This window comes from Streptomyces sp. NPDC003247, assembly GCF_042888135.1.
GTDB lineage: Bacteria > Actinomycetota > Actinomycetes > Streptomycetales > Streptomycetaceae > Streptomyces.
Genome location: NZ_JBIAPF010000011.1, coordinates 274,156 through 300,113 on the forward strand (window position 1 = coordinate 274,156; position 25,958 = coordinate 300,113).

The 25,958-nt window shown below is 72.5% G+C and carries 24 protein-coding genes; 13 read left to right on the forward strand and 11 right to left on the reverse strand.

All coding sequences use genetic code 11. The annotated features are described in order from the left end of the window. Positions 1 to 39: 39 nt before the first annotated feature. The 3 genes from ACFYWQ_RS32885 (at position 40) to ACFYWQ_RS32895 (ending at position 1,105) form a co-directional block, all read left to right on the forward strand. Complete coding sequence (locus tag ACFYWQ_RS32885) at positions 40 to 477, forward strand: ATP-binding protein (RefSeq protein WP_389521530.1); 438 nt, start codon at positions 40 to 42, stop codon at positions 475 to 477. Between the two features lie 74 nt (positions 478 to 551). Next, a complete protein-coding gene (locus ACFYWQ_RS32890) occupies positions 552 to 827 on the forward strand; it encodes a hypothetical protein (RefSeq protein ID WP_385074286.1) in 276 nt (91 codons plus the stop codon). Further along, complete coding sequence (locus ACFYWQ_RS32895) at positions 824 to 1,105, forward strand: hypothetical protein (protein WP_389521532.1); 282 nt, start codon at positions 824 to 826, stop codon at positions 1,103 to 1,105. The genes ACFYWQ_RS32890 and ACFYWQ_RS32895 overlap by 4 nt, the downstream gene beginning before the upstream one ends. A 10-nt stretch (positions 1,106 to 1,115) precedes the next feature. Here ACFYWQ_RS32895 and ACFYWQ_RS32900 read toward each other — a convergent pair whose 3' ends face one another. Next, positions 1,116 to 2,621: a CehA/McbA family metallohydrolase gene (locus ACFYWQ_RS32900; RefSeq protein ID WP_389521534.1), complete on the reverse strand. Its 1,506-nt coding sequence runs from the start codon at positions 2,619 to 2,621 to the stop codon at positions 1,116 to 1,118. Positions 2,622 to 2,940: 319 nt separating this feature from the next. Between ACFYWQ_RS32900 and ACFYWQ_RS32905 the strand changes: the two genes are divergently transcribed. Beyond that, complete coding sequence (locus ACFYWQ_RS32905; protein ID WP_389521536.1) at positions 2,941 to 3,795, forward strand: LLM class F420-dependent oxidoreductase; 855 nt, start codon at positions 2,941 to 2,943, stop codon at positions 3,793 to 3,795. Positions 3,796 to 3,821: 26 nt separating this feature from the next. Here ACFYWQ_RS32905 and ACFYWQ_RS32910 read toward each other — a convergent pair whose 3' ends face one another. Together ACFYWQ_RS32910 and ACFYWQ_RS32915 are read right to left on the reverse strand one after the other, a co-directional pair. Then, positions 3,822 to 4,490: a hypothetical protein gene (locus ACFYWQ_RS32910; RefSeq protein WP_389521538.1), complete on the reverse strand. Its 669-nt coding sequence runs from the start codon at positions 4,488 to 4,490 to the stop codon at positions 3,822 to 3,824. Between the two features lie 312 nt (positions 4,491 to 4,802). Then, positions 4,803 to 5,705, reverse strand: a complete 903-nt coding sequence (locus tag ACFYWQ_RS32915) for a hypothetical protein (RefSeq protein ID WP_389521540.1) — start codon at positions 5,703 to 5,705, stop codon at positions 4,803 to 4,805. 216 nt (positions 5,706 to 5,921) lie between these two features. Between ACFYWQ_RS32915 and ACFYWQ_RS32920 the strand changes: the two genes are divergently transcribed. Further along, positions 5,922 to 6,467, forward strand: a complete 546-nt coding sequence (locus tag ACFYWQ_RS32920; RefSeq protein ID WP_389521541.1) for a DM13 domain-containing protein — start codon at positions 5,922 to 5,924, stop codon at positions 6,465 to 6,467. Positions 6,468 to 6,511: 44 nt separating this feature from the next. On the opposite strand, the gene ACFYWQ_RS32925 is transcribed toward ACFYWQ_RS32920, so the two are convergent. Both ACFYWQ_RS32925 and ACFYWQ_RS32930 read right to left on the reverse strand, forming a co-directional pair. Beyond that, positions 6,512 to 6,742, reverse strand: a complete 231-nt coding sequence (locus ACFYWQ_RS32925) for an anti-sigma factor family protein (RefSeq protein ID WP_389521543.1) — start codon at positions 6,740 to 6,742, stop codon at positions 6,512 to 6,514. Beyond that, the gene (locus ACFYWQ_RS32930) at positions 6,739 to 7,401 is read right to left on the reverse strand and encodes an RNA polymerase sigma factor (RefSeq protein ID WP_389521545.1); all 663 of its coding nucleotides are present in this window, start codon (positions 7,399 to 7,401) and stop codon (positions 6,739 to 6,741) included. The genes ACFYWQ_RS32925 and ACFYWQ_RS32930 overlap by 4 nt, the downstream gene beginning before the upstream one ends. Before the next feature lie 348 nt (positions 7,402 to 7,749). Here ACFYWQ_RS32930 and ACFYWQ_RS32935 point away from each other — a divergent pair, with 348 nt between their 5' ends. Both ACFYWQ_RS32935 and ACFYWQ_RS32940 read left to right on the forward strand, forming a co-directional pair. Next, positions 7,750 to 10,362, forward strand: coding sequence for a bifunctional FO biosynthesis protein CofGH (locus tag ACFYWQ_RS32935; protein WP_389521547.1), 2,613 nt, complete (start codon positions 7,750 to 7,752; stop codon positions 10,360 to 10,362). Positions 10,363 to 10,554: 192 nt separating this feature from the next. Continuing rightward, the gene (locus ACFYWQ_RS32940; protein ID WP_389521549.1) at positions 10,555 to 11,136 is read left to right on the forward strand and encodes a hypothetical protein; all 582 of its coding nucleotides are present in this window, start codon (positions 10,555 to 10,557) and stop codon (positions 11,134 to 11,136) included. Between the two features lie 29 nt (positions 11,137 to 11,165). Here the strand turns inward: ACFYWQ_RS32940 and ACFYWQ_RS32945 are convergent, their stop codons facing one another. Further along, the gene (locus ACFYWQ_RS32945; protein WP_389521551.1) at positions 11,166 to 11,696 is read right to left on the reverse strand and encodes a DUF2165 domain-containing protein; all 531 of its coding nucleotides are present in this window, start codon (positions 11,694 to 11,696) and stop codon (positions 11,166 to 11,168) included. Positions 11,697 to 11,876: 180 nt separating this feature from the next. Here ACFYWQ_RS32945 and ACFYWQ_RS32950 point away from each other — a divergent pair, with 180 nt between their 5' ends. Both ACFYWQ_RS32950 and ACFYWQ_RS32955 read left to right on the forward strand, forming a co-directional pair. Further along, positions 11,877 to 13,001 carry an ADP-ribosylglycohydrolase family protein gene (locus ACFYWQ_RS32950; RefSeq protein WP_389521553.1) on the forward strand — a complete coding sequence of 375 codons (1,125 nt, stop codon included), beginning with the start codon at positions 11,877 to 11,879 and terminating at the stop codon, positions 12,999 to 13,001. 114 nt (positions 13,002 to 13,115) lie between these two features. Then, positions 13,116 to 13,505 (forward strand): signal peptidase I, encoded by a 390-nt coding sequence (locus ACFYWQ_RS32955; RefSeq protein ID WP_389521554.1) that lies wholly within the window; start codon positions 13,116 to 13,118, stop codon positions 13,503 to 13,505. Between the two features lie 21 nt (positions 13,506 to 13,526). Here the strand turns inward: ACFYWQ_RS32955 and ACFYWQ_RS32960 are convergent, their stop codons facing one another. Then, complete coding sequence (locus tag ACFYWQ_RS32960; RefSeq protein WP_389521556.1) at positions 13,527 to 14,888, reverse strand: hypothetical protein; 1,362 nt, start codon at positions 14,886 to 14,888, stop codon at positions 13,527 to 13,529. A gap of 258 nt (positions 14,889 to 15,146) precedes the next feature. On the opposite strand from ACFYWQ_RS32960, the gene ACFYWQ_RS32965 reads away from it, so the two are divergent. Beyond that, entirely contained in the window at positions 15,147 to 15,932 is a 786-nt protein-coding gene (locus ACFYWQ_RS32965) for a hypothetical protein (RefSeq protein WP_389521558.1), read from the forward strand. Between the two features lie 15 nt (positions 15,933 to 15,947). Here the strand turns inward: ACFYWQ_RS32965 and ACFYWQ_RS32970 are convergent, their stop codons facing one another. The 3 genes from ACFYWQ_RS32970 to ACFYWQ_RS32980 all read right to left on the reverse strand — a co-directional run bounded on the left by ACFYWQ_RS32970 (position 15,948) and on the right by ACFYWQ_RS32980 (position 22,585). Next, complete coding sequence (locus ACFYWQ_RS32970; RefSeq protein WP_389521559.1) at positions 15,948 to 17,531, reverse strand: sodium:solute symporter family protein; 1,584 nt, start codon at positions 17,529 to 17,531, stop codon at positions 15,948 to 15,950. 195 nt (positions 17,532 to 17,726) lie between these two features. Continuing rightward, on the reverse strand, positions 17,727 to 19,742 hold the full coding sequence (locus ACFYWQ_RS32975; RefSeq protein ID WP_389521561.1) for an MFS transporter: 2,016 nt from the start codon (positions 19,740 to 19,742) through the stop codon (positions 17,727 to 17,729). Between the two features lie 182 nt (positions 19,743 to 19,924). Further along, positions 19,925 to 22,585, reverse strand: a complete 2,661-nt coding sequence (locus ACFYWQ_RS32980; protein WP_389521563.1) for a D-alanyl-D-alanine carboxypeptidase — start codon at positions 22,583 to 22,585, stop codon at positions 19,925 to 19,927. A gap of 222 nt (positions 22,586 to 22,807) precedes the next feature. Between ACFYWQ_RS32980 and ACFYWQ_RS32985 the strand changes: the two genes are divergently transcribed. From ACFYWQ_RS32985 to ACFYWQ_RS32995, 3 genes are all read left to right on the forward strand, one after another. Beyond that, complete coding sequence (locus tag ACFYWQ_RS32985) at positions 22,808 to 23,566, forward strand: GPP34 family phosphoprotein (RefSeq protein WP_389521565.1); 759 nt, start codon at positions 22,808 to 22,810, stop codon at positions 23,564 to 23,566. A 404-nt stretch (positions 23,567 to 23,970) separates the two neighbouring features. Further along, positions 23,971 to 24,828, forward strand: coding sequence for a helix-turn-helix domain-containing protein (locus ACFYWQ_RS32990; RefSeq protein ID WP_389521567.1), 858 nt, complete (start codon positions 23,971 to 23,973; stop codon positions 24,826 to 24,828). A gap of 230 nt (positions 24,829 to 25,058) precedes the next feature. Then, entirely contained in the window at positions 25,059 to 25,250 is a 192-nt protein-coding gene (locus ACFYWQ_RS32995; RefSeq protein WP_389521569.1) for a DUF397 domain-containing protein, read from the forward strand. A 117-nt stretch (positions 25,251 to 25,367) separates the two neighbouring features. On the opposite strand, the gene ACFYWQ_RS33000 is transcribed toward ACFYWQ_RS32995, so the two are convergent. Then, complete coding sequence (locus tag ACFYWQ_RS33000) at positions 25,368 to 25,871, reverse strand: glutathione peroxidase (protein WP_389521571.1); 504 nt, start codon at positions 25,869 to 25,871, stop codon at positions 25,368 to 25,370. Between the last annotated feature and the right edge of the window lie 87 nt (positions 25,872 to 25,958).

The following is a 25,958-nucleotide window of genomic DNA, read 5'->3' on the forward strand; positions in this document are numbered from 1 at the left end:
CCTCGCCCGTCCAACTCCCCTCAGTGACCGGAGACTTCCATGGCCACCGTATCCCCGTCCTGGAACTACACCCTGCACCTTCCGCGTGATCCACGCGCACCGGGTATCGCGAGGGGCTCCCTGCGGCTGATTCTGGCCGCTCATGAGATGGGCGAGCTGACCGCGACCGCGGAGCTGCTCGCGGCCGAGTTGCTCACCAACTCGCACAGCCACACCGAGGGGCCGTACGCCCTGCGGGTCCTGTCGCCGCGGCCTGGGCGCGTCCGGGTGGCGGTGTGGGACACCGACCCCCGCGTCCCGCCCGGCTTCTCGGACGACAAGGCGGCCCCGGCCCCGCTCGACGCCGAGGGCGGCCGCGGCCTGCACCTGGTGCGGGCCTGCGCCGACGAGGTGGGCGTGTCCGTGCTGCGGCACCTGGGCGCGTCCGGGGGCGGGAAGCTGCTGTGGGCGGACTGCGGAGGTGAGCGCGCGTGGTGAGCACGCGGTGCCCGTCCTGGCCGGGCGTAGCCATACTGGAAGGCGGAGCCACGTCCGTTCAGCAGGAGCAGATCATGAGCGCACAGCCCGAGCACGGCTGGGGAGCGATGCCCCTCCCGGCGATCCGCACGGTGGACGACCTGCGCAGCGCGCTCAGCCGCTACGGCTTCCCGGGCGACCGGGAGCGCTTCGAGGAGGAGCTGGCAGCCGCCATAGGAGCCTCACCGACCAACGACTTCGAGGGCGCCGCAGCGGTCGTCCGGGCCTACCGGCACCGGATCCTGATCAGGAACTCGCCCGAGATCATGGCTGCTCTGGAGGACGCGCGGGCTGGGGGCGGCGGTACGTGAACGGAGTCCCACTGGAGGAGGCCGAGCCCGCGAGGAAGGCGTTCGGCGACCTGACGGAGGGGGAGCGGGAGGCGGTGCGCGAAGCGCTCGCGGCGATCGGGCGTGACCCGGCGGTGGGCCGTGAGATCCCCGGCTGGCGGCCGCCGTCCGTGGAGTACACGTACACCACTCCTCTCGCCCGTGACTCGGCCGAGGCGATCACGGTCGTGTACACGCACACCCCGGGCATGGGAGTGACGGTCGTCTACTACTTCCGGGACCCGCAGGTGGTGGGCTGACCCGCCCCGGTCACCGCCCCAGGAACACCGGATTGGTGAACGCCGCCAGCGCCCCCGGCAGGGGTCCCGCCGCCACCTCATGGCGTACCTCGGCCCGTACGTACGCGGCGTACGCGGCCGTCGTGCGCCATTCCACGGTCCCGGAGCCGGTCACCGGCAGCGGGTCGCCGGTGAGCAGGACGCCCTGGTCGGTGATGAGGCGGACCGTGCAGCGGGGGGCGCCGGTCACCTCCAGGCGGACGGTCACCGGGGTGTCCGGGGCGACGGCCAGGCGTTCGCCGAGGCCCGCGTGTTCGCCCCAGGCGCCCGTCGCGGTGAGGGTCAGCGACAGCCTGGCGGACTCGGCGACGTAGGACCGCCCGGCGCGGATGCCGTCCTGGATCGCCCGGCGGGTGAGGTCCTCGGCCCACACCACCGTCTGGGGCAGGCCGACCACGTCCGGGTCGCGGTGCGCGTCGCTGCTGCCCATGGCCGGGATCCAGTCCCGCCGGCCCTCCCGCGCCCCGGCCACCAGCATCGCGTCCCAGTCGGCCAGGGCGACCTCGTCGTCGGGTGTCCAGGGGCCGTTCCACACCTCGACCGCGTCGGCGTCCCCGAAGCCGAACTTCCAGGAGCAGCCGACGCAGGTGGCGTGCGGGTGGGCCGGGACGACCAGGCCGCCCGCCCGCCGGATCCGCCGCGCGAACCGGCCGAAGCGGTTGTCCCGCGCCCGGTACCGCCAGTCGACGAAGGTCCCCGGGTCGGTCCCGACGGCCAGCACGTGGCCGTTCCGCGTCGTGACCTCCTCGCCCAGCAGGACCAGCAGGTCGTCCCCGGCCACGTCGGCCCACCGGCCGTGCCCGGCGTGGGTGTTGTGCTCCGAGGTGTTGACGAAGTCCAGGCCGGCCGCGCGCGCCAGCGCCCCGATCTCGGCGGGCGTGCGGCGGCCGTCGGAGTACCAGGAGTGCAGGTGGCAGTCGCCCCGGTACCAGGCCCGGCCCCGCCCGCGCGCCCGCTCCGGCGGGTACACCGGCGCGGCGGCCTCGCCCGGTTCGCCGTACGTGAGGGTGATCGTCAGCTCGTACGCCAGCCCCTGCGGCGCGACCGTGTACGGGCCGAGGGCGATGTGCCAGGTGCCCGGCCGCACCGGACCGGCGACGTACCCCGGCGTCGCCTCGTCCGCCCGCAGGAAGAACTCGGTGCGGGCGCCCCCGGACCAGCCCCGGAAGCCCTCCCCGCCCAGCTCGGTGCCGCGTTCGTCGAAGACGCCGATGTCGAGCGCGTTGCCGGGGGTGCCGGCGGGGACGGAGGGGCGGTCGTAGGCGTACGCGACCCTGAGCTCCCGGACGCCCGGCGGAACCTCCACGGGCACGTACACGAAGTCCGGCGACCCGGTGGGCAGGGTGCCCCGGACGGTCCTCGTCTCCGGCTTCCGGCCGGAGGCCGCCGCGAAGCTCACGCCTCCCACCGTAAGCGCGGCGGCGGAGCCCGTCACGAACAGTGCGCGTCTTCCGATTCCCTGGGCGTCGTCACACATGTCCGGCAGTGTGGCGGCCGGGGGTGAACTCCCGTGGAAGAACGGGGGATCTGCGAGCGGCGGTATGTCATGAGCACGGAATGCGGGACCCGTTGCGGCACGGATGCCGACCGGTCGGTATCGACAGGCGGGGTCCAGGGCGGTACAGATGACCGCAGGCACCGCCCGCCAAGGGACGCCCCCCGTGCACCCACCAGGTTCACCCGTGTACCGAAGAGCACCCGTGCACCTGCGGGCACCCGCACCGTCCACCCGTCCAGCCGCGCTCCCCGGCCACGCCGCCCGACCGCGCCGTCCACCCGCGTACGAAAGGCCCCCCATGCGCATCGCCGTCACGATCTTCCTCACCGACGAGACGATCACCCCGACCCGCCTCGCCCGTGAGCTGGAGCGGCGCGGCTTCGCCGGCCTCTACCTGCCCGAGCACACGCACATCCCGGTGGAGCGCACCACGCCCTACCCCGGCGGCGGCGAACTGCCGCGCGAGTACGGCCGCACCCTCGACCCGTTCGTCGCCCTCGGCCAGGCGGCGGCCGTCACGGAACACCTCGGCCTCGGCACCGGCATCACCCTCGTCGCCCAGCACGACCCGATCGACCTGGCCAAGCAGGTCGCGACCGTGGACCACCTCTCCGGCGGCCGCCTCACCCTCGGCGTCGGCTTCGGCTGGAACGTGGAGGAGGCCGCCGACCACGGCGTGCAGTGGCGCACCCGGCGCGAGCTGGTGCGGGAGCGGATGGCCCTGATGCGCGCCCTGTGGAGCGAGGAACCCACCGCCTACGAGGGTGAGTTCGGCGGCGTGCGGGCCAGCACCGCCCATCCCAAGCCCGTCCGGAAGCCGCGCGGCCCCGTCACCGGCCCGCGCACCCTCGTCGGCGGCGCCGCCGGGCCCCGGCTCTTCTCCGACATCTGCGCGTACGCCGACGGCTGGCTGCCCATCGGCGGGCGCGGCCTGACCGAGTCACTGCCCGCCCTGCGTGCCGCCTGGGCCGACGCCGGCCGCGACCCGTCCGCCCTCCAGGTCGTCCCCTACGCCGTCCACCCGAGCCCCGGCAAGCTCGCGCACTTCGCGGACCTCGGCATCGAGGAGACCGTCGTACAACTGCCCCCGGCGGGGGAGGCGGAGGTGCTGCGGGCCCTGGACGGGTACGCGCCGTACCTCCAGCGGTCCTGACCCGCCGGCCGGTGGGCCTGACCCGCCTACGCCGACGGACCGAAGGCGGGCGGCGTCAGCACGGCCTCGGCGGGCTGGTCCTCGCCCGCCCGCCACCCGGGGTCCACGGCACACGACGTGGAGGCGCCGCCGGTGAAGTAGCCGCGGTCCGCGTACCAGTGGAAGGACACCCGCTCCTCGCCGTCCGACCGCGAGGCGAACAGGTCCCACCGGTCGCCGGACACGTTCTCCCGGTACGAGGAGATCTCCCAGCCGGTGTCCTCCAGGTGCCGGTGCAGCCGGCGCAGACCGGGGACCGCCTGCCCGGCGGGCACGTCGTCGAGCGCCCAGCTGTGACTGACGCGGTAGGCGCCGTCGACCGTCTCGTCGGTCACCCCGCCCGCGTAGCAGTAGTCCGCGGCGAGGGTGTTCTCGGGCGAGACCCCCGGGTCCTCGACGCCGGGCTCGACGGTACGCGTGAACCCGAGGACGTCGTACGCCTCCTGGGAGCGCTCCACCGCGCGGCCCGCCATCTCCTCGGGCGCGACGCGGGGGAAGTCCGACGCGTCCTTCGTCACCACGGCGAGCCAGACGACCAGGGCGAGGACGAGCAGCAGCGGCACGGCGACGAGCGCCGCGCAGCCGATCCCGACGGCCCGTGCGGCGGTGGTGCGGGCCGGGGCGGGGGCGGGGGCGGTGGTGATCTCCTCGGGCATGGGGGGACCGTAGAACGGCCGGGGCGCCCGGCGTATCGGTGCGGCAGCGCACGGGGGATGGGTACGCGTACTCAGGGCTTCCAGGGCTTCCAGGGCTTCCAGGGCTTCGAGGGCTTCGAGGGCTTCCAGGGCTTCCAGCAGGGCTCCGCCAGCCCGGGGAGCCCGTAGGCGGGGTGTGCCGGTCGCTCCCGGCCCCGGCACCCTGACGCGGGGTGCGTCAGGGGCCGGGGGGCCGGGTGCGGGGATCGGGGGCCCTGGGGGGTCGGGACGGCGTTCGGCGCCGTCGGAGGACACCTTCCCCGCCGGGAGGCGTCAGCAGGGCTCGGCGGGGAGTCGGTGCCGCTCGGGGCCGGCGGGGTTCGCGGTGGAGTGGGGCGCCCTCGCGCGGCGCAGCTCGTCGGCCTCGTCGCGGACCGCGTCGAGCCTGGTCTCCAGCATGCCGACCCGCTCGCGGCAACGCTCCAGCTCGGCCCGGACGAACTCGGCGTCCGCCACCTGACGGGCCGCGTCCTCCCGGACCGCGGCGGTCTCCTCCGCGAACCTCCGCTCCGCGGCGTCGAGCGCCGTGACGGCCATCTCGGCCGCCTCCTCGGCGAGCGTGGCCCGCTCCTCGGCGGCCAGGATGCGCTGTGCGGACGCGCGGGTGACCGTCTCGATCCGGGCCTCAGCCGCCGCGGAGTCGGTGATGATCGCCAACTCCTCGATGTAGGAGGGCAGATCGGCGGAGAGCTGCTTGATGAGTGTGACCAGGGCGTCTCGCGACCGCCCGGCCCGGTCTTCACCGTGCCCGCCGTCGGCCATCGGCATCACGCTCATCGCCGCTGCCGGCTCGCCGCCCGCACCCTCCCCCGGAGCCGGAGCCGGAGCCGGAGCCGGAGCCGGAGCCGGAGCCGGAGCCGGAGCCGGAGCCGGAGCCCCACCGCCGGCTGCGGGCGGCGCGTCCGGGCCCCCGTGGGCGTGGCCCGGGGCGGCGGGCCAGGAGGGCTCGGCGTCCTGCGCCTGGACGCACTTCGCGGCGTTCCGGGCCTCGGCGGCGGCTCGCCTGTCCTCCTTGCGCTGCTGCCGCTTGGCGCGGAACTTGCGGAACGCGCCGAGCGCGTTGTGCTCGGGATGCCCGCAGTAGCGGTGCGCAGCCCCCTCGGCGCCGGGCTCGGCCGGGTTGTCACAGTCCGGGTACGCGCAGGTGGGGACGGTCTCGGTGGCGGTGGCGCTCATGTTCTGCCTCTCATCGCTGACGTGGCGGAGTGTGCCTCTTCAGTGCGCCGGGGCCGCCGAACGTTACAAGCCGATGCGACGGCTGGTTCGGGGACGGCCGGTTCGCGGGGCTTCGAGCGTCCGCTTGTAACGTTCGGCGCCCCTTCCGTCTCTGAGTCCGGTGTGCACACGACGCCGGGTCACTGCGACCACCACCGGACCGAAACGGAGACTCCCATGTGCCGCACCAAGCGCCGCCGCCCCGCCCTCTGGATCACCACCGCACTGGTCGTCGTTGCCGTGGCCGTCGGGCTCGCCTTCTTCCAGCCGTGGCGGCTGTTCACCACGGTCCGGGTGGACGAGGCCCCGCCGGCCTCCGCCGCGCGGCCGGCGGCCTCCGCCTCCGCCCCCGACCCGTCCTCCTCGACCGCCGTCGAACAGCCGTTGACCGGCACGTTCGTCTCACACGAGCACGAGACGAGCGGTGCGGTGACGGTCCTCCGGCCCGGTGACGGGACGACGACGCTGCGCCTGACGGATCTGCGCACGTCCGACGGCCCGGCCCTGCACGTGTGGCTCAGCGACCAGCCGGTCGAGCGTGACGGGGGCGGCAACCTCGACGACGGTGAGCACATCGACCTCGGCTCCCTCAAGGGCAACGAGGGCAACCAGAACTACTCGATCCCGGCGCACACCGACCTCGGCGAGTTCTCCACCGTGACGATCTGGTGCGAACGCTTCAGCGTGTCCTTCGGCGCGGCCGAACTGACCCGCCCCGCCTGACACCTCCCCGGCCGGTTCCGGGACCGGACCGGCCGGCCGCGGGCCTACTGCCGGCGCCAGTTCCGGAACGCGGCGAGCAACTGCCCTCTGGCGTCGGGCGAGATGCCGTCCGGGGTCAGTTCACCCGTCGTGGCGATCGTCTGACGGAACTGGTCGAGGTACACCTCGCACTTGGGGCACTCGGTCAGGTGGCCGACGAAGCGCTGCTCGTCCTCCTCGGAGAGGGCGCCCTCGAGGAAGTCGGTCACCAGTTCCACGAACTCGTCGCAGTTCACGCTCGCTCCCTCCCGCCCGCGGCCTCGGCCAGATACGTCTCCAGTCTGCCACGCAGCAGGGCCCTGGCCCGGTGCAGCAGAACGCGCTGGTTCCCGGGCGAGACGTCCAGCAGGGAACAGACTTCCGCCGAGCCGTACCCCGCGACGTCGCGCAGCGTGAGCACGGCACGGAGGCGGGGCGGAAGCTCGTCGATCGCCTTCGCGATCACCTCGCGGACCTCGCCGCGCAGCACATGGTCCTCGGGAAGGTGCCAGGGCCGTGGCTCCTGGCCGACGGCCCAGTGCCCGGCGTACGGCTCACCGGGGCTGCGGAAACGCGAGGGGTCGACCGTCGGGCCCTCCTCTTCCGCCGGCAGACTGCCGAAGGGCACGGTTCTGCTCTCCTTCGTGCCGAGCGCCTTGGCCGTGTTGACGAGGATCCGGTAGACCCAGGTCTTGAACGTCGCACGGCCCTCGAAGCCGCCGATGCCCTTGATGACCGCAAGCCAGGTGTCCTGGACGGCCTCCTCGGCGGAGTCCTTGGTCGACACGAACGACATCGCCAGCCGCAGCATGCCGCCGGACCAGGCGTCCAGCACCAGGGCGAAGGTGTCCTCGTCACCGTCACGCAGTCGCTGTACCAGAACCTCGTCCGGGGGCAGTTCGCGTGCGCCCGCCATCGTCCCTCCTCGCCGGCCGCCCTGTGGGGTCGCCAGCCTATGTGCTCCGCCGAGCCCGTCACGCCGCACCTCGCAGGCGGCGAACTCCGCCGCGGGTACGGCCGTTCGCCCGATCCGTACGTCGGGCCCGGCCGGGCTGCCGCCGACGCCGAGCAGCGCAGGTACGGCAGACCCCGCGACGGCCCGCAGGTCAGCGCTCGCGCCGGCCTCGCCCACCCCGAGCCCGCGGCTGCTCGACGAGCACGGCCGTCACCCTCATCACCGCAGGTGAGACCGTGCGCCGAGCCGCTCCGAGAGGTGCGTCGGGCATCCCGGTATCCCTGATCGGCTCGAAAGTATGCTCACAGCATGACGACTTCCGCGAGCTCCGGAACCGGCCCCACCGACCGCCCCGGCGGCACCGGCCCGACCGAGAACGCCCTGCGTCGCGCCCTCAAACGGGCCCGGGACGGCGTCGCCCTCGACGTCTCCGAGGCGGCGGTCCTGCTCCAGGCCCGCGGCGCGCACCTGGAGGACCTCGCCGCGTCCGCCGCCCGGGTGCGGGACGCCGGCCTGGAGGCGGCCGGCCGCCCCGGTGTCATCACGTACTCGAAGAGCGTCTTTATCCCGCTGACCCGGCTGTGCCGGGACAAGTGCCACTACTGCACCTTCGTCACCGTGCCCGGGAAGCTGCGCCGGGCCGGGCACGGGATGTTCATGTCCCCCGACGAGGTCCTCGACATCGCGCGCAAGGGCGCCGCACTCGGCTGCAAGGAAGCCCTGATCACCCTTGGCGACAAGCCCGAGGACCGCTGGCCGGAGGCGCGCGAATGGCTCGACGCGCACGGCTACGACGACACCCTCGCGTACGTCCGCGCGATCTCGATCCGCATCCTGGAGGAGACCGGACTCCTCCCGCACCTCAACCCGGGCGTCATGACGTGGACCGACTTCCAGCGGCTCAAGCCCGTCGCGCCGAGCATGGGCATGATGCTGGAGACGACCGCCGAGAGGCTCTGGTCCGAGCCCGGCGGTCCGCACCACGGCTCCCCGGACAAGGAGCCCGCCGTCCGCCTGCGGGTGCTGGAGGACGCCGGCCGCTCCTCCGTCCCCTTCACCTCGGGCCTCCTCATCGGCATCGGCGAGACGTACGAGGAGCGCGCCGAGTCCCTGTTCGCGCTGCGGAAGGTCTCCCGCGCCTACCACGGCGTCCAGGAACTGATCATCCAGAACTTCCGCGCCAAGCCGGACACCGCGATGCGCGGCACGCCCGACGCCGAACTGGACGAACTGGTCGCCACGGTGGCCGTCGCCCGCCACCTCATGGGCCCCTCCGCCTGCCTCCAGGCCCCGCCGAACCTCGTCGACTCCGCGTACGAACGCCTCATCGGCGCCGGCATCGACGACTGGGGCGGCGTCTCCCCGCTCACCATCGACCACGTCAACCCGGAACGCCCCTGGCCGCAGATCGAGGAACTCGCCGAGCGTTCCCGGACGGCCGGGTTCGAGCTGCGCGAACGGCTCTGCGTCTACCCCGAGTTCGTCACCCGCGGCGAACCCTGGCTGGACCCGCGGCTGCTCCCGCACGTCCGCGCGCTCGCCGACCCCGAGACGGGCCTGGCCCGCCCGGACGCCGTCGTCGAGGGCCGGCCGTGGCAGGAGCCGGAGGAGGCGTTCACCGCCAGCGGCCGCACCGACCTGCACACCACGATCGACACCGAGGGCCGCACCTCCGACCGCCGCGACGACTTCGACGAGGTCTACGGCGACTGGGGCGCCCTGCGCGAGGCCGCCGCCCCCGGCATGGCACCCGAGCGCATCGACACCGACGTACGGGCGGCGCTGGCGACGGCCGCCGACGACCCGACGCGGCTCACCGACGACGAGGCCCTCGCCCTCCTGCACGCCGACGGACCCGCGCTGGACGCCCTCACCCGGATCGCGGACGACGTGCGCAGGGCGGCCGTCGGCGACGACGTGACGTACATCGTCACCCGCAACATCAACTTCACCAACGTCTGCTACACCGGCTGCCGTTTCTGCGCCTTCGCCCAGCGCCGCACCGACGCCGACGCCTACACCCTCTCCCTGGAACAGGTCGCCGACCGCGCCCAGCAGGCCTGGGACGTCGGCGCGGTCGAGGTCTGCATGCAGGGCGGCATCCACCCCGACCTGCCCGGCACCGCCTACTTCGACATCGCGAAGGCGGTGAAGGACCGGGTCCCCGGCATGCACGTCCACGCCTTCTCCCCCATGGAGGTCGTCAACGGCGCGACCCGCACCGGACTGTCGGTCCGCGAATGGCTCACGGCCGCGAAGGAAGCCGGGCTGGACTCCATCCCCGGCACCGCCGCCGAGATCCTCGACGACGAGGTCCGCTGGGTCCTCACCAAGGGCAAGCTGCCGACGGCCACCTGGATCGAGGTCATCACCACCGCCCACGAACTGGGCATCCGCTCCTCCTCGACCATGATGTACGGCCACGTCGACCAGCCCCGGCACTGGCTCGGCCATCTGCGCACCCTGTCCCGCATCCAGCAACGGACCGGCGGCTTCACCGAGTTCGTCACCCTCCCCTTCATCCACACCAACGCCCCCGTCTACCTGGCCGGCATCGCCCGCCCCGGCCCGACCACGCGGGACAACCGGGCCGTCACGGCGATGGCCCGGCTCCTCCTCCACCCCCACATCCCCCACATCCAGACCAGCTGGGTGAAGCTGGGCACGGAGGGCGCGGCCGAGATGCTCCGCTCCGGCGCCGACGACCTGGGCGGCACCCTGATGGAGGAGACCATCTCCCGGATGGCGGGCTCCTCCTACGGCTCCTACAAGTCGGTCAAGGACCTCGTCGCCGTGGCCGACGCGGCCGGCCGCCCGGCGAAGCCGCGGACGACCCTCTACGGGGAGGTCCCCGAGGAGCGGCAGCGCGCGGCACACGCCTCGGACGGCCACCTGCCGCAACTGCTGCCGGTACTGGACTGAGGGACCGGCGACAAGGGCTCGAAGCCGGGACCGGCGACAAGGGCTCGAAGCCGGGACCGGCACCAAGGGCTCTGAGCCGGGACCGGCACCAAGGGCTCTGAGCCGGGACCGGACTGTAGGCGGGCGGACAGGGACCCCACAGTAGGATGATCCAACCCCCGGACCCCCGGGGGCCGAAGACTGAGGAGAGGCGTGCCCGTGGCTGCCCGACGGCTTCCCTCGTGGGCCTGGGTCACCGGTCTGACGGCCGGCGCGATCGTCGTGATCGGTGCTCTGACGGTGAAGGCCGAACAGGGCCCGCATCCGACGGCGGCGTCGGTCGAACCGTCCGCCTCCGCCTCCGCCTCGGCGGGGACGAAGCCCGCCCCCGCCCCCTCCGCGAGCCCGACGGCGCAGTCCGTGCCGGAGGCTTCCGGCACGGGCCGCCGTGTCGTCTACTCGCTGGAGCAGCAGCGGGTCTGGCTGGTCGACGCCGACGACCAGGCCCGCCGCACCTTCACGGTCTGGCCGGGCACGGTGGACCCCGCCCCCGGCAGCTACACGGTCTCCGTGCGCAAGGGCGCCACCACGGGCTCCGACGGCGTCGAGATCGAGCACATCATCTACTTCTCCGTCCGGTCCGGCGTCAACATCGCCTTCTCCAACGCCGTCGACGGCTCCTCCCCGCCCCCCGCCGCCGGCACCCAGACCGGCGGCATCCGCATGGCCAAGGCCGACGGGGCGGCCCTGTGGGCGTTCGGGGCGACGGGGACGATCGTCCGCGTCGTGGAGTGATCAGACGTCCCGCCCGGACCGTGAGCTGATCAGGCGTCACCTCCGGGCGTACGGCCCGCCGGCAGGTACTGGACGATCAGCACGATCCCGCTGAGGACGAAGACGCGCAGCGCCGCGTCCAGCCCGTTCCAGTCGCCGGACTGCCACATCGCGAACCACTCACCCCCGATCGCGATGAACCCGCCGCCGAACAGCAGCATCAGCATCAGCAGCCCGTAGGTGGAGACCTGACGGGCACGGGCCTCGTCCCGCCGTATCCACAGCCAGGTCCCGGCCAGGAGGACCAGCGCGGAGACGGTCTCCCACGCGATGATCGCGACGTACGCCGCGTCCTGGAGCCACGCGCTGGTGACGGCCCGCCACATCAGGTCCTCGTCCTTGAACGTCGTGTCCATCGCGAGGACATGTCTGACGAACTGCTGGTTGGTCCCGAAGTCGGTGATGTTCCCGAGGGCGACGAGGGTGATGTAGAGGGCGACCGTGGCGGTCAGGACCGTGGTCGCCGTGGTGCGGGCGCGGTCGGTCGGGGTCGATGTGGGACGTGAGGTGGTCGTGGTCATGGGGGAGATCTGCCCGGCCGGGGGCGCGGCCTCCCGCACACATCACGCCAGAATGGCGCCGGCGGCGACGGAAGGTCCCCGGCGTGTGGACCAAGGGTCCACCCGCTCGACGGCCCCCCGTTGCCTCTGTCGATTACAGTGACGGACGTCGTACGTACGGACGGTGCCCGGGAGGACTTGGTGGGTGCGACAACCGGCGCCGTCTGGGGCCGCAGCGAACAGCAGGACTTCCGCAGCCGGGTGCGTGGCACGCTGCTGGGCGCGGCCGTCGGGGACGCGCTCGGGGCCCCCGTCGACTTAACGGACCTGGAGGAGATCCGCCGGGTCCACGGCCCCGAGGGCCTCGTCGACCTCGCCCCCGCCTACGGCCGCCGCGGCGCCGTCACCCACCTCACCCAGCTCACCCTCTTCACCGTGGACGGCCTGATCCGCGCCCAGGTCCGCCGCGACACCGGCGCCTGGCACCCGCCGACCGACCTGCACCGGGCGTACCTGCGCTGGGCGGCGACCCAACGCGACTGGGGACCCGACCTGCGCCGCAAGGACGACGGCTGGCTCGCCCGCGAGGAATGGCTGTACGCCCGCCGGGACCCGACCCGGCCCCTGCTGCTCGGGCTCGGCGACGACACCATGGGAACCCTGGAATCGCCCAAGAACACCGGCGCCACGGGCCCGGAGGCCACGGTCCGGTCGGCGCCGTTCGGCCTCCTCGTCGGCTGGGAGCCGCAGCTCGTCGCCCAGCTCGCCGTCGAGTGCGCGACCCAGACCCACGGCCACCCGACAGCCTGTCTGTCGGCGGGCGCGTACGCGGTGACCGTGCACGCCCTGGCCCGCGGCGACAGCCTCGACGGCGCGGTGCAGCGGGCGCTCGCCCTGCTGGCCGCGCGGCCCGGACACGAGGCGGTGTCGCAGGCGCTCCAGCACGCGCTGGGCGCCGTACGGCAGGGTCTGCCGGGCCCGGCGCGGGTGGAGGAACTGGCCGGCGCGGGCACGGCCGAGGCGGTCCTGGCCGCCGCCGTCTACTGCGCCCTGGTCGCGGAGGACGTCCGCCACGGCCTGCGCCTCGCCGTGAACCACGGCGCCCCCTCGGCACCCACCGGTGCCCTGACCGGCGGCCTGCTCGGCGCCCTGCACGGCGAGACGGCCCTCCCGCCGGCCTGGCTGGCCGAACTGGAGGGCCGTCCCACGATCCTCGAACTCGCCGACGACTTCGCCATGGAGATGACCCAGGGCCCGGCCCTCCACAACCCCACGGGCGCGTCACCGGGCTGGCTGGCGCGCTATCCCCGGGGCGACAGGACGTAGGCCCGCGACCGCGCCGGTGGGCCCAACAGGCCTACCAGCGCGAGCCGTTGCGGCCGGCGATGTGAACGGGGCGTCCGAAGCAGGACACACGGGCGGCTGCTAACGTCCCGGTCGGTGAGCGACAACGTGTACGTGGGCAACGCGGGCGAGGACGCGGCACTGGACCGGGGCTGGCTCCTCGGGCACTTCAAGGACCCCGGCGATCCGCGCCACAGCGAGGCCGTGGAGATCAAATGGGGCGTCCACCCCCGTGGCGCCGAGCGGGCGCGGTGGGTACGCGGCGAGGAACGCACGGCCCTCCTCGTCCTCGTCAGCGGCCGCTTCCGGGTCGACGTCCCCGGCCGCAGCGTCCTCCTGGAGCGGCAGGGGGACTACGTCGTGTGGGGGCGCGGGGTCGACCACTCGTGGTGCGCGGAGGAGGACTCGGTGGTGCTGACCGTCCGGTGGCCGTCCGTGCCCGGTCACGCCGTGCCGGAGGCGCGGCAGGAACCGCCGGGGAGCTGAACGGAAGCCTCCCCGTCGGCCTCAGGGGCCGGGCGGGAGGACGACTTCGGGTGCTGCCGCGACCCGCACCGTGAAGTCGGACCTCGGCACCCGGGGACGGTCACCCGCCAGCTTCGCCACGACCGCGGTCGCACCGGTGGCTATCCCGCTGATCAGGCTGATCTCGGGGGACGCGCCGGCCGCGCCCAGGCCGTACCCGACCAGCGAGCCGACGGCCAGGTTGACGGTCTCGTTCAGCGTCCTCTGCACGAAGGTCACGCCCCTGTGCTCCTGCGGGCCGACCGCGAACCTCCTGAGCTCCGCGACGTACGCGCGGAGCGCGTCGCCCAGCTCGGCCTCCGCACGCTCCGTCGGTCCGCTGCTCCAGGCGAGCCGCTTCGTGAAGTACTCCTCCGCCCGGTCGCTCTTGCGGATCGCCACGAGGCTGCCGCTGTCGGCCCGCAGCAGCGTCTCCACGGACGGCATCCTCACCTTCAGGGTGAAGGCCGCCGTCCCGCCCGCCGGGGCCGGTGCCCCGGCGTCCAGGTCCGAGATGACCGGACCGGCGTTCCGGAAGAGGACGCCGGGAACGTTCTGGGTGACGGAGTAGTTCTGGTCGAGGCCGAACTGCTCGGTCTGGCTGCGCTGGTAGCAGAGGTTGACCGTGTCGACGAGCAGCCGCACCTGCTCGACGTCCGGCGCACCGCCCTGCCGCGACCTGGCCACCGCCTCGCCCAGCAGGTCACCCGGCTTGGTGAAGGTCTCGTGGGCCTCCAGGAGACCCAGGCGCCTGCCGAGGCTGTTGAAGATCTCGCCCCGCCTGATGCCGGTGCCGCCGGCCAGGTGGGTCGTCAGCCGCGCGTCCTCCAGGGACGCCTCGCGCAGCGGGCGCGTCGCCGACCACGTCGAGCGCAGCCCCTCGTCGCCCGAGGAGAGCTCGTCGCGGGAGAACACCCGTGTCATGAGGTCACCGAAGGCCGTGCCCATGTCCGGTGGCCACACCAGGCGCCTGCGCTCCGCCGACCTGCTGTAGCAGTGGTCCAGCCAGCGGGCGAACTCCGGTGGTGAGGTCGCGTACTGGCTCGCCCGGACTCCCATGACGTTGCTCTCGCCGATGTCCCGGCGCAGGCTGGTCGCGAAGTCGTGGGTCCCCTGGTCCCGGAAGGCCGGGACCACGAGCGACTCCTCGAGCGCGCGGGTGAACAGGGAATGGCGTCCGCCCTCCGCGAGCTCGATCAGGAACGTGCAGTTGAAGAAGAAGACGTCGGTGATGAGCAGCCCGTTCGGCTCCAGGAGCAGGTTGTAGACCAGGCTCTCCCGGAAGTCGCGACGCGTGATGGAGTGCTCGATCCCGCCGTCCGTGGGGGAGAAGTACAGAAGACGGTCCCTCGCCGGTGTGGGCATGCTGGCCTCCGCAGGTAGACGCCTGTACCCAGGAAGACCCAGGAGAACGCACCTCCGGTTCTCCGTCGAGCCCCCCGGCCGGCAGGCGCCTGGCGCAGGCACACACACCAGGGGGCGCGCGTCCCGGTCGCAAGTGCGCCCGGCGATACCGCGCGCCGTCGTTCGCGCCCCGCAACGCCCTGCCGGTGCGGCCGGGAGCCGCCGTAGTCTCCGCTCTCGGGCGGGAGTCCACACTTTCGATTCCACGGGGGGAGTCGCATGGTCTGGTTCAGCATTGCCAAGGTCGTGGGCGGAGCGCTCGCGACGGCGTTGGTCCAGCGGACCGTCGAGAGCTGGCTCAGCGACAGCAAGGCGACCGAGGCCGCGCGACTGCTGTTCCATCAGGCGATCCTCGACGACCACGGACAGGTCCCCGCCGAGAGGGCCCTCACGGAGGAGGCCGGCCTCCGGTTCGCGGTGACGCCGCTCGGCCTGAGCGACGAGGTGCGGGGACCGGTCCACTTCATCGAGGCGACGAACACCCTCATCGACGGCAACCAGCCCGAGCGCACGCGGTACTTCCTCCACAACGGGGAGAACCAGGCGTTCTGGCTCACCGGCCCCGGGGGCACGCTCACCGGGACGGCGCCGAGTCCGACCAGGCTGACCCGGGTGACCCCGCCGGCCCGCACCGGCGTCATGGCCGAGCCGTCGGACTGGTTCGTGCACCGTGGCCTGCGCGACCCGCACCTGTACATCCCCGCCGTCAGCCTGTACAAGCTCGTGACGGACACGAAGCAGAACCGCCGCGCCGCACAGAGCGTCGCGGCGGCCTTCCGTGAGACGTACGTGGGTCCTCAGGGACGGGTGACGGCCGACGGGTCACCCGTCGCGGTGGGCGACCTCACCTTCTGGGTGACGCCCCTCAGGCCGACGGGCGCGTCGGGGCGCGTCGTCCTCCACCACGTCCTGGTCGTGAACACCGCGACGGCCAGGAACCATCCGCTGCGTGTCCTGACCCTCCTGCACAGCGCCATGACCGGTGCGCTCGCGTGGGCGACCTGAGAGGGCGCGCGCCTCTCACCGGTCCTCGGCCGGGGCCCGTACGACGTCCTGCACGGGCTCCGCGGGGAGCGGGACCGCCGACCCCGCCGCGCCGGGGCCGTCCCCGTCCGAGTTGATCCGGTCGATGATCGCCAGCCGTTCCGGGGTGTCCTCCGGCTTCAGGAAGCCGATCAGGACGTACAGCACCAGCGACACCGCGAGCGGCACGGACACCTGGTACTGGAGCGGCACCCCGCCCTCGACGTTCCAGTTGATCGGGTAGTTGACCAGCCAGAAGGCGAGCAGTCCCATCGACCAGCTGGTCAGGGCGGCCGTCGGGCCGGAGCGGCGGAACGGGCGCAGCAGGCCGAGCATCATCGGGATCGCCATCGGTCCCATCAGCCCGGCCACCCACTTGATCACGACGGTGATGATGTCCTTGAAGGTGGGCGAGTTGACCTGGGTGGCGGCCGCCATCGACAGGGCGAGGAAGACGACCGTCGCGATCCGGGCCGCGATCAGGCCGGAGCGCTGGTTCCAGGCGCGGGCCCGCGCCGAGATCACCGGTGCGCAGTCGCGGGTGAAGACGGCGGCGATGGCGTTCGCGTCGGAGGAGCACATGGCCATCGTGTGGGAGAAGAACCCGACGATGACGAGCCCCAGCAGACCGTGCGGCAGGAGCTGTTCGGTCATCAGGCCGTAGGAGTCGGAGCCGTCCGGCTTCTGCGACTCGACGAGCAGCGGCGACATCCACATCGGGTAGAACAGGACCACCGGCCACACGAGCCACAGCACCGCCGACAGCCGGGCCGAGCGCGCGGCCTCCTGCGGGGTGGCGGTGGCCATGTAGCGCTGGGCCTGGTTGAGCATGCCGCCGTTGTACTCGAAGAGCTTGATGAAGAGGAACGCCAGCAGGAACACCGTGCCGTACGGTCCGACCAGTGGCTTGTCGTGGCCCTGCAACGCCGGTTCGTCCCACGCGCCGAGGAACCCGATGTTCCGGTCGCCGAGCTCCAGCACGACCGCGATGAACATCGCGACACCGGCGAGGAGCTGGATGACGAACTGTCCCAGCTCGGTCAGCGCGTCCGCCCACAGCCCGCCGATCGTGCAGTAGACCGCCGTGATGCCGCCGGTGATGAGGATGCCCTGGTTCAGTGAGATACCGGTGAACACGGACAGCAGGGTGGCGATGGCGGCCCACTTGGCGCCCACGTCCACGATCTTCAGCAGCATCCCCGACCAGGCCAGTGCCTGCTGGGTCTTCAGGTCGTACCGGTTCTTCAGGTACTCCAGCGGGGAGGCGACGTGGAGACGGGAGCGGAGCCGGTTGATGCGGGGCGCGAACAGCTTGGAGCCGATGGCGATGCCGAGGGCGATGGGGAAGGACCAGGTGACGAAGGACGTGACGCCGTAGGTGTAGGCGATGCCGGCGTAGCCGGTGAACATCACCGCGCTGTAGCCCGACATGTGGTGCGAGATGCCGGACAGCCACCAGGGCATCTTGCCGCCCGCGGTGAAGAAGTCGCTGACGTTGTCGACCCGTTTGTGAGACCAGACTCCGATGGCGACCATCACACCGAAGTAGCCGATGAGCACGGCCCAGTCGAGACCGTTCATGTGCCCCCTTCCAGGGTTCGCACGCCAGGGTCAGGCATGTGAACTCTCGGTTCGGTGACATGGCCGCGGCAAGCGAGCGGAAGGTCAAGAGCGGGTAAAATAGTTCTCCGTGGTGACCTGGGTTCACGGATCTGAACAGCTGTGAGGTGTGCGGGAATTGGCCGAAAACGAGCGGTCAGCCCGGGGGAGCCCCGGTCACTTCAGCTCGTCGGGGCACGGGGTCCCCCGACGCAGCTGATACGGCGCCGCCAGCCGGTAGGTCCCCGCCGACGGGGCGACCAGCATGGTCCACCGGTCGCCGTCCGCGTCCTCCTCCGTCTCGAACAGGCAGCCGTTCAGGTTCTCGTACGTCTTCGGCTCGCCCTCGGCCCGGTTCTCGGACGCCTCCGTCTCCTGCGGCGGCTCCAGGCCCTTGCCCTCCGCGTCGACCAGGCTCAGCCAGGGGGAGTACGGGATCCGGATCAGGACCCGCCCCGCCTTGCGCACCTCGATCGTCATCTCGCCCTGCGCCGCCCGGTCCACCACGGCGTTCGGCTCGGCGAGCGGGGCCGGATCGGTGACCCGGAACAGCTGCCAGTTGGCGTCGCCCCAGATCTGCTTCAGATACGGCAGCCCCCGCTGCACCAGCTCCCGCTCCCGCTGCCCGCCGTCCCCGTCCGGCTCGTCCTTGGGGACGACCACGAAGTGCACGGCCCACCGCTGGAGCCACTCGTGGTAGTTCGCCGAGTTGAGGGTGTCGTCGTAGAAGAGCGGGTTGCGCTCCATGTCCGCCTGCCGGTTCCAGCCGCGCGCCAGGTTGACGTACGGCGCCAGCGCGGAGGCCTCGCGGTGCGAGCGGGCCGGGACCACCTCCACCCGGCCCTTCTCCGCGCCGACCTCCTGCAACTCGTTGACCAGCGGCGCCAGCTCACGCGCCCAGGACGCGGCCGGCGTCGTGCGGACGATGTCGTCCACCGACTTGTAGCCGATCCAGCCGACGAAGAGCACCGACGACAGGACGATCACGTACCACTTGCGGCTGCGCGGCACCGCGAACGGCAGCGCCGCCATCAGCACCACGCCCGCGAACAGCATCGACAGACGCGTGATGTTCGACCCGATCTGCGAGCTGATGACCCACACCAGCAGCACCGCGAGCCCGTACACCGCCGCCGTGATCCGCACCGTCTTCCAGTCGCGCGGCACGACCGCGAAGACGACCACCGAGAACAGCAGCGGCAGGGACGCCGAGCCGAACGACATCGGCTGGGTGCCGGAGAAGGGGAACAGCCAGGCGGAGACCGCGACGACCGCGCTCGGCGCGAGGCCCAGCGCCCACGCGCCCGGCCGCCGCTTCTGGAGGAACAGCGCGGCCGCCACCAGACCCACGAACAGGCCCGCCACCGGCGACCCCATGGTGGCGAGCGCGGCCAGCGGCGCCGCGCACAGCGCCTTCGCCCACCGCTTGTAGCGCCAGCGGTACGGCCAGCAGAACACGACGGCGACCGCCGCCAGCGCGAACATGTTGCCGAGCCCGAACGTCACCCGCCCCGAGACCGCGTTGCACAGCAGGGCGAAGACCCCCGCCAGCGCCGGCCACAGGGGGTTCCGCACCGGCCGGCAGCGCAGCAGGATCAGCGTCAGCAGCCCCGCCGAGAGCGTCCCGGCGATCATCATCGTCGTCCGGACGCCGAGGACGGACATCAGATACGGCGACACCACGCTGTACGACACCGGGTGCATCCCGCCGTACCAGGCGAGGTTGTACGCGGAGTCGGGGTGGCGGCCGACGAACTCGGCCCACGCGTCCTGCGCCGCCAGATCCCCACCGCTGTTCGCGAACGCGAAGAACCAGACGACGTGCAGGACGCCGGACAGGACCGTCACGGAGAACACGAGGTGCCGCCGCAGCCATGCGGCGACCCGGCCGAGGAGCACCCTCACGCGGGACGCGCCGGCGGCGGGCTCCCGCTCGCCGGTGCGGCGGTCACCGGGGGCGCCGTCGCCGTCACCGGGGCCGCCGGCGCCGTGGCTGTCGCCGGGGGTGCGGTCACCCCGGTCGCGGTCGCCGGGGGCGCCGGGGGCGCCGTCACCGGGACCGCGGTCGTCGGTGTGACGGTCGTCGGTGTCGCGGTCGTGGTCACCGGCCTGAGGTGCGGGCAGGTGCAGCCGCGGGCCGGTGTCCGGGCCCGGATCGGTGTCGTCGGCGCGTGTCGGCTCCGCAGTGGCCACCTGAAGGCAACTCCCCGTGTCCCGTCTTCTCTTCTCGGCCGCGTCCCGTTCGCGCCCGTTTCACGGCCGCGTCGCCGCGACCGCCGACCTGTCCGTTTCGTGACGCTAGCACGCACCCCGCCGGGCGGAGGCCCTGGCGGGGTGCGGTAGGGGTGCGAGAGGGGCCGTGCGCGGCCGGCGGGTCAGCCGACGCGGGTCAACTTGTCCGTGAAGCCGGGCTCGACCAGGTCCGTCTGGAGGGCGACCGGTACCTCGACCGCGCCGCCGGAGCCGTCGCCCACGGTGAGCGTGCCCACCTGGGTGCCCGCCTTCGCGGTGTGCGGCACCTCCCCGGCGGCGAACGACAGCTTCGTCGTCAGCCCGGCCCAGCCGACCGCCGTGACGTCCTTCGTGACCACGACCGGGGTGTGGTGGCCCAGCTTGTCGTCCACGTACCCGACGACGTCGCCCTTCGTGAGGATCTTCGACGAGATCAGCGCGTCCTGCGCGGCGAGCAGCGCGGTCTTGCTGACCGCGTTGACCGTGTCGATGATCGACGGCTTGTGCTGGCCGAGGACCGCGCCGACCAGGGTGACCGTTTCCCCGCCGACCTCCTTGGTGGCCGCGAACAGCAGGTTGCCGCCGGCCTTGGTGGTGGAGCCGGTCTTGATGCCGATGGCGCCGTTGTAGGGGACGAGCGTGTTGTAGTTGCGCCACTTCTGACCGGACGGGTCGGTCCACTCCGGCAGCCTGGTGATCTCCATCAGCGCGGGGATCTTCACCAGCTCGTTGCCCAGCTTCACCTGGTCCTCGGCGGTGGAGACGGTGGTCTCCTTCAGCCCGGAGGCGTCGGTGTACGTCGTGTTCTTCATCCCGAGCTCCTGGGCGGTGGCGTTCATCTTCTCGATGAACTCCGCCTCGGTGCCCGCGTCCCAGCGGGCCAGCAGCCGCGCGATGTTGTTCGCCGACGGGATCATGATCGCGGAGAGCGCCTGGCGCAGGGTCAGCTTGTCGCCCTCCTTGACGGTGTTGAGGGTGGACTCGCCGTCCGCGTCGTAGCCGCCCTCCTTCTCGGCGGTGGCGTCGACCGGGACGCTCGGCCCCTCCTCGCCCGACTTCAGCGCGTGGTCCTTGAGGACGACGTACGCCGTCATGGCCTTGGCGACGGAGCCGATGGCGACCGGGTCCTGGTCGCCGAAGCCGTCCATCGTGCCGATGCCGTCGACGTCCATCCAGCCCTGGCCCTCGTCCGGCCACGGCAGCGACAGCTCGCCGCCCTCGAACGTGTACGAGTCCTTCGCGGTGAGCGTCAGCGCGGTCGCCGGCAGCGGCCGCACCGCCTGCGCGATCGCAAAGACGATGATCAGCAGGATGACCAGCGGCGTCCAGATCTTGACCCGGCGGGCGAACGTCCGCAGCGGAGTCGGCGGGGGCGGCGGGGTGTTCGTCAGCTCGGCCAGCAGGTCCAGCGGCGGCTTCGGCGGCAGCGGCTGCTGGGTGGTCAGCTCGGGGCCGATCTGCGGGACGACGGCGGTGGCCTCGGCGGGAGCGGTTCCGGGGGCCTTGCCCGGTGCCTTTCCGGGGGCCTTTCCGGGCGTGGCGGGCGTGGTGGGCTCCGCCGGCTTCGGCTTGCGGGTGGACGGGTCGTCGAGCGGCTTGAGCGCGACGAACTTGCTGGTCCGCTCGGCCTCGGCTTCGGCCTCGGGCTCGCCCTTCGGGCCCTGCCGGCCGGCGCCGGGCTTCGCGTCGGCGCCGGGCTTCGCGTCCGCCTTCGCGTCGGTCTTCGCCTCGGTCTTGGAGTCCGGCTTCGCGTCCGTCTTGGAGTCCGGCTTCGCGTCGGCCTTCGCGGCGCCGCCCAGCTTCAGCATGGTGGTCGGCTGGTCGACGGCGGGCGCGGGGGGCCGTACGGCCTTGAAGACGGCGGTGGGCTGGTCGACGGGGGAGGCGGGGTCCTCGTCGGACGTGTCGGCCGCGGCGGGCTCGGTGCCCTCGGACCCGGGGGCGCCGGCCGCGGCGGGCTTCGGCCCGCCCGACTTCGGTTCGTCGGCCTTGGCCTTGGCGTCGGCCTTGGATCCGGACTCGGACTTGGAGCCGGACTCGGTCTCGGATTCGGACTCGGTCTCGGCGTTCCCGTCGGAGCCCGTGGCCCACTTGGGGGCGGCCTTCGGCGCGGACTTGGCCTCGGGCTCCGGTCCGGCGTCGGCACCGGCGTCCGTGTCGGCGTCGGTAACATCGCCGGACTTACCGGACTTGCCGGTCTTGTTGGTGTCGTCGGTGTCGCCGGTGTCGCCGGTGTCGTCGGTCGTGCCGGTGTCGGCGGACCCGTCGGCCTCTCCGGTGCCGGCGCCGCCCTTCTCGCCCTTGTCGTCCGCCGAGGTCACCCACTGGGCCACGGCGGCCTTCAGGCGCGCGTCGCCGCCTTCGGGGGCGCCGGAGCCGCCGGAGGCGGCTGCGTCCGCCCCACGCGCCCCCTCGCGCGCCTCCCCGGCCGTCTCGGCGGCCTCGGGGCCCGTGGAGGCCTTCCCGGTGCCCTCGGGCTTCTCCCGGCCCTCGGTGTCCGCCGTGTCCTCGGTGTCCGCCGACGCGCCCTCGGCGGGGTCGGCGCCGTCGGTGGAGTCCTCCGCCGTGTCCTCGCCGTCGCCCTCGGTCTTCAGGTCGCGCACGGCGAACACCCGGGTCGCCGTGTCCACTCCGCCCCGGGACGGGCCCGGCGCCGAAGCCGACGCCTCGTTCTCCCGCGTCACCGGGATCCGCGGATCCCGGGCCTCGGGAACCGTTCCCGCGCTCCCCGACGTCGGTTCCTCCGACGACTCACGCTGCTTCGACCTGTCGGGGGACTCGCCCGCCACCGATGCCTCCTCCATGTGCCGCACGCCACCGCGCGCCTGTCGAACCATGAACCGCCCGCCCGGGACACCGCCTCACGGGCTGTCCGAACCATGTACCAGTGTCCTGTGTCGAGGGCTTGGCTCCAGCGGTAGACGAGAACGACATACCTACTGGTTCCACTACGAACAGGTCACGCACCCTCGACAGATGAATGTGAGAGGGGTCACCCTGTCATTCATCCACGCGGGGAGGCATGGATGGGCAGGAGCCGCAGAACACTTCCGGAGGAGCTTCTGTTGCTGGCACTGGACCCGACCACGGGTACCACTGCACAGCCGCAGTCGCTCGACCTTGGTCTGGCCGGAGCACAGCTAGTGGAGCTGGCGCTGGCCGGACGGATAGCCCCAGACGGGGATCGTATCGCCGTGGTGTCCCCACGGCCGACTGGAGATCCAACACTGGACTGCGCGTTGGAGTTGCTGCGAAGGCGCGGCGCACCGGTGCGGGCCGTCCACTGGATCGGCGGGCCGCGTCTCGGGCTACGCCAGACCTACCTCTCGCATCTGGAGCGGTGCGGCATGGTGCATGCCGTCGCGGGCCAGATGTGCGGAGTGCTGCCGACGACTCGCTACCAGGCGACGGACACGGCGATCAGCCGGGAGATCAGGACCCGGCTGGACTCCGCGATCCGCACCGGCGTGCCGCCGGACCCGCGGACCGCGGCGCTCGCCGCGCTGGCGCACGCGGTGGGCCTCGGCAAGCACCTGTACCCGGGCAACGAGGGGCGGTCGTCCCGGTCCCGGTTGCGGGACCTGATCCGGCACGACCCCATGGGCGGCCTCGTGGCACACGCCGTGATGGACGTTCAGAACGGTGCCGGGGCCCAGCCACGCCGTAACCCGGCCCAGGCGCCCGGCCGCCAGGCCGGACCGGGAGCCAGGTCCGCTCCGGAACCCGCTCGTGGCGTTCCGGCGCAGCCGGGCCGAGGCCCCATGGCGCGCGTCGTGGCCCACTGAGCCGCCGTCCCACGCCGTACCCGTACGGCCCGTACGACCCGTACGACCCGTAAGGGACCCGGTGCGCAGGCGCCGGTCCCCTGCGCCCCCGCAAGACCCGCAGAACCCGTTCGGGAGCCGCGCGGCCGCGCGGGGCGGTGAAGCCGTACGTCCTCCGGGACACCCGGCGCCACCGCCCCGCGCGGACGCATGTCCGGCGGAAGTGAGGGCGGGGAGTGGCGGGGCGGGAAGCGGTGAGGGCGGGGCGGGAAGCGGTGGGAGCGGGACGGTGGAAACGCCCAAGTGACGTGTACCGGCCGCATATCCACCGTTTTCCAGCGGTAGTGAGCACCTTGGTGGCAGTCTGCTCAACAGCAGATACGCAAAGTGTCAATGACAGGCATGCAGCCGGAGGTGCACGTCCCGTGGCGTCCAATGTCAATCCCACCGTCCGGCGGCGCCGGCTGGGCCAGGAGCTGCGCAAGCTCCGCGAGGACAAGGGCATGACGGCCGAACAGGTCGCCGACCGCCTGCTCGTGTCCCAGTCGAAGATCAGCCGCCTGGAGAACGGCCGCCGCAGCATCAGCCAGCGCGACGTCCGCGACCTGTGCGGGGTCTACGAGGTCGAGGACCAGCGGATCGTCGATTCGCTGATGCAGATGGCCAAGGACTCGCGCCAGCAGGGCTGGTGGCACGCCTTCGGGGATGTCCCCTACAGCGTCTACATCGGCCTGGAGACGGACGCGGCGAGCCTGCGCGTGTACGACCCGCAGGTCGTGCCCGGCCTGTTGCAGACCCGCCAGTACGCCGAGACGCTGATCTCGGGGGCGTTGCCGGAGACCGCGCCCACGGAGATCGAGAAGCGGGTGCAGGTGCGGATGCGGCGGCAGGAACGAATCAGCGCCGAGGAGAACCCGCTGCGCCTGTGGACGGTGATGGACGAGGCCGCGCTGCGCCGCGTCGTCGGCAACCGCTCCCTCATGCGCGACCAGTTGGAGTACCTCGTCGAGCAGTCCCAGCTGCCGCACGTCACCGTCCAGGTGATCCCCTTCGAGATGGGCGCGCACCCGGGGCTGAACGGTCAGTACGCCATCCTGGAGTTCCCCGACGCGTCCGACTCCAGCGTCGTCTACATCGAGGGCGTCACCAGCGACCTCTACCTGGAGAAGCCGAACGACGTGCAGAAGTACAGCGTGATGTACGAGCACCTGCGGGCCCAGGCCCTGAACGTGGACCAGTCCCGCCAGTTCATCGCCGACATCGCGAAGGACTACGCCCGTTAGGACGTTCTCGTCGGAAAAGTGCCGCACGATACACGTCACCCGGCCGGTATGGAAGACCCACCTGGAATATGCCAACCGGTCGAGTGAATAGTCGCTTCGGAAGTCGATGTCAGCCAGTAGCGTCGATCACGCCACCGGACACCACCGTTGGCGCAAACCGTGCCGTGGGCCCGCAGTCGTGCCCCGCGTACGGCGACAGCAACTCATCTCACTGGCAAAGCGGAGCGAAAATGGCAATTCGTCAGGGCAGCACGGACACCTGGACCAAGTCCTCCTACTCGACCGGCAACGGCGCGTGCGTCGAGGTCAAGTCGCCGGTCGTCGCGGCCATGGCCGTACGGGACTCCAAGGTCCAGGACGGGCCCGTGCTGGACTTCCCCGCCGACGCGTGGAACCTCTTCGTCGCCTCGGTCAAGGCGTAGGGCGGGGATCCTTCCCACACCACCGGAGCCCTCTCGACGAGCTCGCCGTCCTTGCCGAGGGGGCCCGGCTGTTCCAGCTCGCCGCTGCCCTCGTCGACAGCGGCGTGCGCACCGCGCTCAGCCCAGCTGGCCCTCGACGGCGGCGACGACCTCCGCGGACTCCGGCTCCGTCTGCGGCGAGAACCGGGCGACGACCCTGCCGTCCCGCCCGATGAGGAACTTCTCGAAGTTCCAGCGGATGTCACCCGCGTGGCCCGCCGCGTCCGCGAAACCGACGAGGCGCTCGTACAGCGCGTGCCGGCCCTCCCCGTTCACCTCGACCTTCTCGGTCAGCGGGAAGGTCACGCCGTACGTGGCCGAGCAGAACTCCGCGATCTCCTCCGCGGTCCCCGGCTCCTGCCCGAGGAACTGGTTGCAGGGCACCCCGAGCACGGTGAAGCCGCGGTCCGCGTACCGCTCCTGGAGCCGCTCCAGGCCCGTGTACTGCGGGGTCAGGCCGCACTTGGACGCGACGTTCACGATCAGGACGGCCCGGCCCGCGTACTGCGCGAGCCCGGCGGAACCGCCCGTGAGCGCACCGATCTCGACGTCCAGGGGGGAAGTACCGGTGTTCGTAGTCATGCCCGGATGCTAGCCCCGGAGTCCGGACGGCCGGGGACGGCGGGCCGGGAGCAGCCGGACGGGAGTGGCGGGCCGGGAGCAGCCGGA